The 7,484-nt window shown below is 47.4% G+C and carries 6 protein-coding genes; 4 read left to right on the top strand and 2 right to left on the bottom strand.

Annotated elements, in window-relative coordinates:
- Positions 1-741 precede the first annotated feature (741 nt).
- The 4 genes from ACMQ5W_RS00580 to ACMQ5W_RS00565 all read left to right on the top strand — a co-directional run bounded on the left by ACMQ5W_RS00580 (position 742) and on the right by ACMQ5W_RS00565 (position 5,527).
- Positions 742-1,428, top strand: coding sequence for a response regulator transcription factor (locus ACMQ5W_RS00580; RefSeq protein WP_419022500.1), 687 nt, complete (start codon positions 742-744; stop codon positions 1,426-1,428).
- The gene (locus ACMQ5W_RS00575) at positions 1,425-2,348 is read left to right on the top strand and encodes a sensor histidine kinase (protein WP_419022498.1); all 924 of its coding nucleotides are present in this window, start codon (positions 1,425-1,427) and stop codon (positions 2,346-2,348) included. Before ACMQ5W_RS00580 ends, ACMQ5W_RS00575 begins: the two co-directional genes overlap by 4 nt.
- Before the next feature lie 69 nt (positions 2,349-2,417).
- On the top strand, positions 2,418-3,083 hold the full coding sequence (locus ACMQ5W_RS00570) for an ABC transporter ATP-binding protein (RefSeq protein WP_419022496.1): 666 nt from the start codon (positions 2,418-2,420) through the stop codon (positions 3,081-3,083).
- A gap of 14 nt (positions 3,084-3,097) precedes the next feature.
- Positions 3,098-5,527 (top strand): ABC transporter permease, encoded by a 2,430-nt coding sequence (locus ACMQ5W_RS00565; RefSeq protein ID WP_419022494.1) that lies wholly within the window; start codon positions 3,098-3,100, stop codon positions 5,525-5,527.
- Between the two features lie 95 nt (positions 5,528-5,622).
- Here ACMQ5W_RS00565 and ACMQ5W_RS00560 read toward each other — a convergent pair whose 3' ends face one another.
- Entirely contained in the window at positions 5,623-6,768 is a 1,146-nt protein-coding gene (locus ACMQ5W_RS00560; protein ID WP_419022492.1) for a pyridoxal phosphate-dependent aminotransferase, read from the bottom strand.
- Between the two features lie 6 nt (positions 6,769-6,774).
- On the bottom strand, positions 6,775-7,476 hold the full coding sequence (gene dapD, locus ACMQ5W_RS00555) for a 2,3,4,5-tetrahydropyridine-2,6-dicarboxylate N-acetyltransferase (protein WP_148493690.1): 702 nt from the start codon (positions 7,474-7,476) through the stop codon (positions 6,775-6,777).
- Between the last annotated feature and the right edge of the window lie 8 nt (positions 7,477-7,484).

Below are 7,484 nucleotides of genomic sequence, written 5' to 3'. Positions count from 1 at the left end.
TTTGCGGACTGACAAGGCGGGTTTTCGGGTTATGGCAGTCCGCAGTTGATCACGCCGGAAAAAATGTACGGGACATTTTTCTCTTGCATTTGCCTTTGCGGACTGACAAGGCGGGTTTTCGGGGCAAAGCAGTCCGCAATTGATCACGCCAGATAAAATGTGCGGGACATTTTTCTCTCGCCTTTGCCTTTGCGGACTGACAAGGCGGGTTTTCGGGTTATGGCAGTCCGCAGTTGATCACGCCGGAAAAAATGTACGGGACATTTTTCTCTTGCCTTTGCCTTTGCGGACTGACAAGGCGAGTTTTCGGGGCAAAGCAGTCCGCAGTTGCTCACGCCGGATAAAATGTGCGGAACATTTTTCTCTTGCCTTTGCGGACTGCAAAAATCTGTGCACAGCAATACATCAGTTTCTCTTTAGACTGCGAGAATTCTAAGACATTTTCATGGTATAATAAACGCAGACGATTTTGCGGTGTTGCCGTAAGGAAGCGTTCATTGAATCATGACACTCGAAAGGTATCGTCATGGTATAATAAACGCAGACGATTTTGTAGCGTTGCCGTAAGGAAGTGTTCATTGAATCATGACGCTCGATTCTATTTTCAAAGGTATCGTCATGGTATCATAAATTCAGAGGATCTTGCGGCTTCGCTGCAATGGTGTGTTCATTTGAATCATGTGTCCTGATTCTATTTTTAGCTGAATGCGCATGATACTATCCCTTAAAGGAGATTTTGACATGAAAAGAATTTTATTGGTCGAAGATGACCTGATTTTAAATAAAACCCTCTGCTACAACCTGACGAATTGCAATTATCAGGTCCACTCTGTAACCACTGCAAGAGAAGCGGCAAGCAAAATTGCCAGTATTCAATTTGACCTGGCGATTCTGGACGTCAATCTGCCTGACGGAAGCGGTTTTGACCTCTGTAGACAGATCAAAGACCTAACTTCTACACCTGCTGTCATCTTTCTGACGGCTCGGGACATGGAGGAGGACATGCTCTGCGGCTTCGAGCAGGGCGCCGATGATTATGTGACGAAACCTTTCCCTATCAGTGTTCTACTGAAAAAAATCGAGATCCTGCTGTGCCGCAGCTCCCACCGCTCTACTGATGAAATCTATGACGACGGCGTACTGCGCATCAACTTTTCTGAAATGAATACTACATTGACAGGCACTTCCATCGCTTTCACCGCTACGGAATATCGCATACTCAAACTGATGATTTCCAATACAGGCATCGTGCTGACCAGACAGATCCTACTGGAAAAATTGTGGGACATCAACGAAAACTTTGTTGACGAGCACGCATTGACCTCTGCGATCAGTCGTATCCGCAGCAAAATTGAAAAGAATGGCGCTCAATATATCAAAACAGTATATGGGATGGGCTATATGTGGATTGGAGGTCTCAAAAAATGAGTTACTTATTTGCAGCAATCATATACCTTCTGACTAGCGGTTTGACGATTTTTCTGCTGCGCAAGCGTTTTGTTCAGTTTGCCGACGATATGATTCGGCAGATGGACGATATAATCGCTGGCCGCTTGGTAGCTATTGAAATCAAAAATCAGGATACACTATCCGATAAGATCCATTACCGCATGGTAAAGTTATACAAAATTATGACCAACAGCCAGGCCCGCATAGCAGAAGAGCGTGCAGAGCTGCAGGCGTTGATATCCGATATCTCTCATCAAGTTAAAACCCCTATTGCGAACCTAAAGATGATCAACTCCACCCTGATCTGTAACGAAATGGCCGACAGCCAGCGAAGAGAATTTTTGAAAACCGCAGACGGCCAACTGGATAAACTGGACTTCCTGATGCAGTCCATGATCAAAACCTCCAGGTTGGAAACTGGTGTAATTACCTTGAACAAAACAGAGCAGCCCCTCTACGACACCTTGGCTTCAGCCCTGGGCGGCATCCTTTTGCCTGCGGAAAAGAAAAAAATTGACGTAGCGGTGGATTGTCCTGAAGACTTGTCCGTCTCACACGATCGAAAATGGACCGCTGAAGCTCTTTTTAATATCTTGGATAATGCCGTCAAATATACGAACAACGGCGGCCACATTGCAGTGAAGGTTTTAGACCAGGAAATGTACGTTAAAATAGAAATCTCAGATACAGGCAGGGGCATTCCTGAGCGTCATCAAGCAGATATTTGGAAGCGATTTTATCGCGAAGAAGATGTCCACGATACAGAAGGTGTCGGCATCGGGCTTTATCTGTGCAGAAAGATTATCACATTGCAATCCGGCTATACCGTCGTCAGTTCACAGCCCGGGAAAGGCTCCACCTTCTCCGTCTATCTGCCAAAGAAATTAAAAGAGTCTTAAGAATTGCGTGATATTTCTGCGAGATTTCTCTTTTATAATGAAGCCATCAAAAGAAAGGCGGTATTGATTATGAATATCTTACAGACAAAAGATTTAAAAAAGTATTATGGCAGTGAGCCAAATATCACAAAGGCTCTGAATGGGGTGACTCTTTCTGTAGCTGAAGGCGAATTCGTGGCCGTCGTTGGCACTTCTGGATCTGGAAAGTCCACTCTGCTGCACATGTGCGGCGGTTTGGATATACCAACTTCCGGCGAGGTAATCATCAGTGAACAGAATTTGTCGCAGATGAATGATGAGGAACTGACCATATTCAGGAGACGCAACATCGGATTCGTGTTTCAAAACTATAACTTAATCCCTATTCTCAATGTCTACGAAAATATCGTCGTACCAGTAGATCTAGACGGTGGTACCGTAGACAAAGATTATTGCGAGGAAGTCATCAATCTACTGGGATTGACTGATAAACTGACTGAAATGCCCGCTAATTTGTCTGGCGGTCAGCAGCAGCGCGTGGCCATCGCCAGAGCTTTGATTACAAAGCCTTCCCTGATTTTGGCCGATGAGCCTACAGGAAACCTGGACAGCAAGACCAGCGCAGACGTACTCGGTCTCCTGCAGAACACCAGCAAACGTTTCAACCAGACCATTGTCATGATTACTCACAACAACGAAATCGCCCAACTAGCCGATCGCATTGTCCGTATCGAAGACGGCACAATCGTACAGTAAGGGAGGCGATCAGGATGAAAGACGTATTTAACAAAAACAATAACAGCAATCTGGTCAAAAAAATGGCAGCCAGAAGTCTCAAGAGCGCCAAGATGCGCAACACCTTTACGTTGCTGACCATTATTCTTTCCGTAGCACTGATCAGTGGCCTCTCCCTCTTCGTCTTCGGTGTCAGACAAGCCGATAAAAACCAACTGGCTCAAATGCAACATGTTCTCTATGAGAATTTGAGCCACTCTCAAGTCGAGAAGCTGCAATCCGATGAGCGAATTACGGATTCCTTAACAGTGAAATCCGGGATCCGTGTGGAAGCAGGCGATTACACTATCCAGCCGCTCTATGTCGAGCAGGTCAAAAGCACTATCTACGCTGAGAAGGTATCCGAGGGCCGCTATCCTGAAAAAATCAATGAAGTCGCTGTCGATAAAGCCTATATGAAGCACCTCGGCAAAGCTGCCCAAATTGGCACCAGCCTGGAACTTCGGAACTTTGACGGTACCACAGAGACTTTCCGCATCAGCGGATTCAGCGATAACGGTTCTTCTTCCACCATGTATCCTGTTATGTTCTCAAAGGCTTACGCCGAAAAAGGACCTTGGCTGAAAAATCAGCCCTATACCCTCGCTGCCAAAATCGATGGCGCCACGAGGATGAGCGAAGACGACTTTCTGCAAACGATCACTGCCATTGGCGCAGACTATGGAGTCGAGAGACCTGATATCAACGAGAATGACAAATTTACTACTTCACTAGTAAAGAATATCCAGGAAATTTTGACCGTCGTGTTGATAGCTCTCTTTATTCTCTTCGTCAGCATCGTAGTCATCTACAGCATCTTCTATATTTCGGTCATGAGCCGCATCCGCCAGTTCGGACAGCTCCGTACCCTTGGTGCTACGCCGAAGCAGATTAGGAAGATTGTCCACAGAGAAGGCATGACCATGTTTCTCATCGGCGCGCCAGGCGGGCTGCTCCTGGGAACTTTATTCGGCTACTTCATAGCGCCGCACGGCTGGCTTTGGAGCAATACCATTGCTGTAGCCATCGTAACCCTGGCAGCTGATTTCCTGACCATTATGGTTTCTGTCAAAAAGCCGGCGAAGATTGCCGCTGCCATCTCGCCCATCGAAGCAGCCAAGGCCAGCAGCTATGAGCCCCCGCTCAAAGGGCGGGCAGCAGTGCTTCATCGCAAAATCACACCTTTCAGCCTTGCAAAGATGGGAATTAAACGAGACCGCAGAAAGTTCATTATGACGGTGTTATCCCTGTGCATCAGCGGCATCGTCTTTATGGCAGGTGCAACGTTTCTCTCCTCTTTTGATAAGCTGGACTTTTCCAAGCAGAGCTACAACAGATATAGCGAATATCAGGTTTGGATTTCCGATAACGCCATCAATGCCAATGCCGAAGGACTGACTGGCGTGCAGAAAGAGAATCCTCTAAATGCTGATCTGATTCATGACATAAAAGCCATCGACGGAGTGAAGAAAGTCATGGCACAGGAAAAAATTAACATCGATTACCGATATGGCAGCAATCAGCGCAGCGACGGCTTCGTACCCTTTACCAAAAAAGAAACAAAATACATCAACAAGTATCTTACTGACGATCAGAAGATAAGTTACGACCAGGCGGTAAAAGAGAAAAAAATCTATGTGTTGTCCAACAATACCGCTGAAAAAGTTTTAGGAAAGCCTTTTCAAGTTGGTGATCCCATCGACATCACATGGTTTGATGGAAGGAAAGAGCATACTGACACCTTTACCATCGCAGGAGAATTGGACAACGATATTTACAATGACGACGAAGCCTATCGCATCGTCAGTCTGGCTGGCTTCTTTGTCGTTCCCGATGATACTATAAAGAATATGGTCAATAAAGGCTTCAATTACAACCGCGTACTGCTGATTTCCACCGATTGGCCCGCTACAGAAAAACACGTCACGGCTCAGCTTAATCAATTAGTTAAGGGGAACGATAAACTTGTTCTCGACACCCTGCGCCAGCAAATGAAGGAAGATGCACAGATTACAGAGCAGTTATCCACAGTCTTTCTGGGGCTCAGCGCCTTTATCATCCTCTTCAGCGTCATCAACCTGATCAATACCATTATCACCAGCGTCATATCCAGACGGCAGGAATTCGCTATGCTGCAGTCCATCGGCATGGGTAAGGGACAATTGATCAAGATGATCCAGGGGGAAGGGCTGACCTTGGCCATTTATAACATCTTCTTTTCGCTGACCCTAGGAGGCGGACTGGGTTGGCTGATCATCTACGCCATTAGGCAGACTGGTGTGAAGTATCTTCATTGGAATTTTCCGCTTCTCTACGGAGCAGGCTATTCTTTGTTTGTAATCATTCTTCCACTAGTCGTCTCTGCCGTGGCTATCAAAATGGCTCAGAACAAGTCCATCGTAGAGCGGCTTCACGAAGTAGAGTAAAGAAGAACGCGGGCAATGCATAGAATAACAAAACCGAGTGACTGGGACAATTGTCCAAACCACTCGGTTTTCTGCAATTCTGCGTGTTCTTGACTTCATATGCACAATCTGCTCATCACAAACCTTTCCAGACGATTCAAGCCCGCTTCTAGCACTGCTGGGCTGTAGCAGCAAGAAATTCTCACATAACCTTCTCCATCAAAACAACTGCCTGGGGTAAGCGCAAGCCCCTCTTCTTCAATCAGTCTGCGGCAAAAAGCGTCCGACGACATGCCGAAATCAGCAATGGAAGGAAAGACGTAAAAGCCCCCGTCCGGCGGTCTCACCGCAAGGCCCATCTCTTCCAGCCTGTCACAGACATATTGGGTGCGGAGTCGATAAGAAGCTCTCATATCCGCCGAGTCAAAGGACAAGGCTTCTTCACAGGCGGCCTGCACAAAAGAAGGAATGGAAACCACATTATACTGATGTACTTTTTCCAGTATCTCTACTACTGGCCTGTCTGCCAGCAGATAGCCGGCTCGGAAGCCAGTCATCGCGTAAGGCTTTGAAAAACTCTGCACAACGATGAGCCGATCTTTCAAATCTTCATAAGAAGTAAAGGACCTGTAGTCTTCAAAAGCCAGCTGTCCATACACCTCATCACAGAGGATAAACAGAGGCTTATCTTTCAGAAAATCATGGAGGCAGTCCAGAGTTTCTTCTGTATAAACAGCACCAGTGGGGTTATTGGGAGAGTTGAGGATGATCGCTTTTGTACGTGGGGAATAAGCAGCCTGCAGCTGGTCTAAGTCAATTTGAAACCCACTGTCCCTCGTATCCAGCCGTACTGTTTTTCCACCGCACATAGTTATAATGGACTCATATAAGCTAAAGGCCGGCACCGGCACGATGACCTCGTCGCCTGGCGCAAGAATGGAAAACAGACCTGTAAAGAGTGCTTCTGTCGCTCCAATGGTGACGATGACCTCCTCCGGTTTATAAAAAATCCCCTTTTGTTGTTCAAAATCGGCGATGGCCTTCCGTAAACTGTCATATCCGGCATTAGGCGCATAATGAGTCAAGTTGTCGTCAAGGGCGTTCTTCAGTGCCCCCTTGATGTTGGCCGGCGTGTTGAAGTCCGGTTCTCCTAGGGTCAGACTGATACAGCCCTCTTTTTCTTGTGCTAAACGTGCAAATTCTCTGATGCCGCTACCGCTTAAATGCTGCAGCGGTTTTTTGAGCAAAGTCGTCATGTCCATAAGATACTACAGCTTTCTCAGAGCATCGACAGTCTCAGTCTTTCCTACTGTGCTCTCGTCCTTCATTTTCAGCACCTTAGCCGGCACCCCCGCAACAACCGCGCCTTCCGGAACGTCGCGGGTGACCACTGAACCTGCCGCCACCACGCTGCCTTTTGCCACCCGTACCCCTTCAATGACCACGGCATTGGCACCGATCATCACGTCGTCCTCGATGATGACAGGTACTGCACTGGCCGGCTCTATGACTCCTGCCAATACGCTGCCTGCACCGATGTGGCAGTTTTTCCCCACAGTCGCTCTGCCGCCCAGGATAGCACCCATATCAATCATCGTGTTATCGCCAATGGAAGCCCCGATGTTAATCAGCGCCCCCATCATGATGACCGCATTCTTTCCGATATGAACCCTCTCTCTGATGACCGCCCCCGGCTCGATACGAGCAGGTATCTCCTTCATGTCCAGCAGCGGAATCGCGCTGTTCCGGCAATCGTTCTCCACGACTAGATCGGCAATCTTATCCTCTGCCGCCGCAAGAACTGGAGCCGCATCCTTCCAGTCGCCGAAGATGATTTCGTCCCCTGCGCCAAAGCGCCTGCAGCCTGGAAATGCTACTCTAGATGCCCCCTCTTTCCATTTTACATACACCCTAACCGGCGTCTTTTTCTCAGATTCACTGATATATTTTATAATTTCACTTGCGTTCATGTGCTCCT

It is taken from the genome of Emergencia sp., from assembly GCF_048465375.1.
GTDB lineage: Bacteria > Bacillota > Clostridia > Peptostreptococcales > Anaerovoracaceae > Senimuribacter.
Note: the sequence above shows the minus strand (reverse complement) of the source record. Positions and strands in the feature narration are given on the sequence as shown.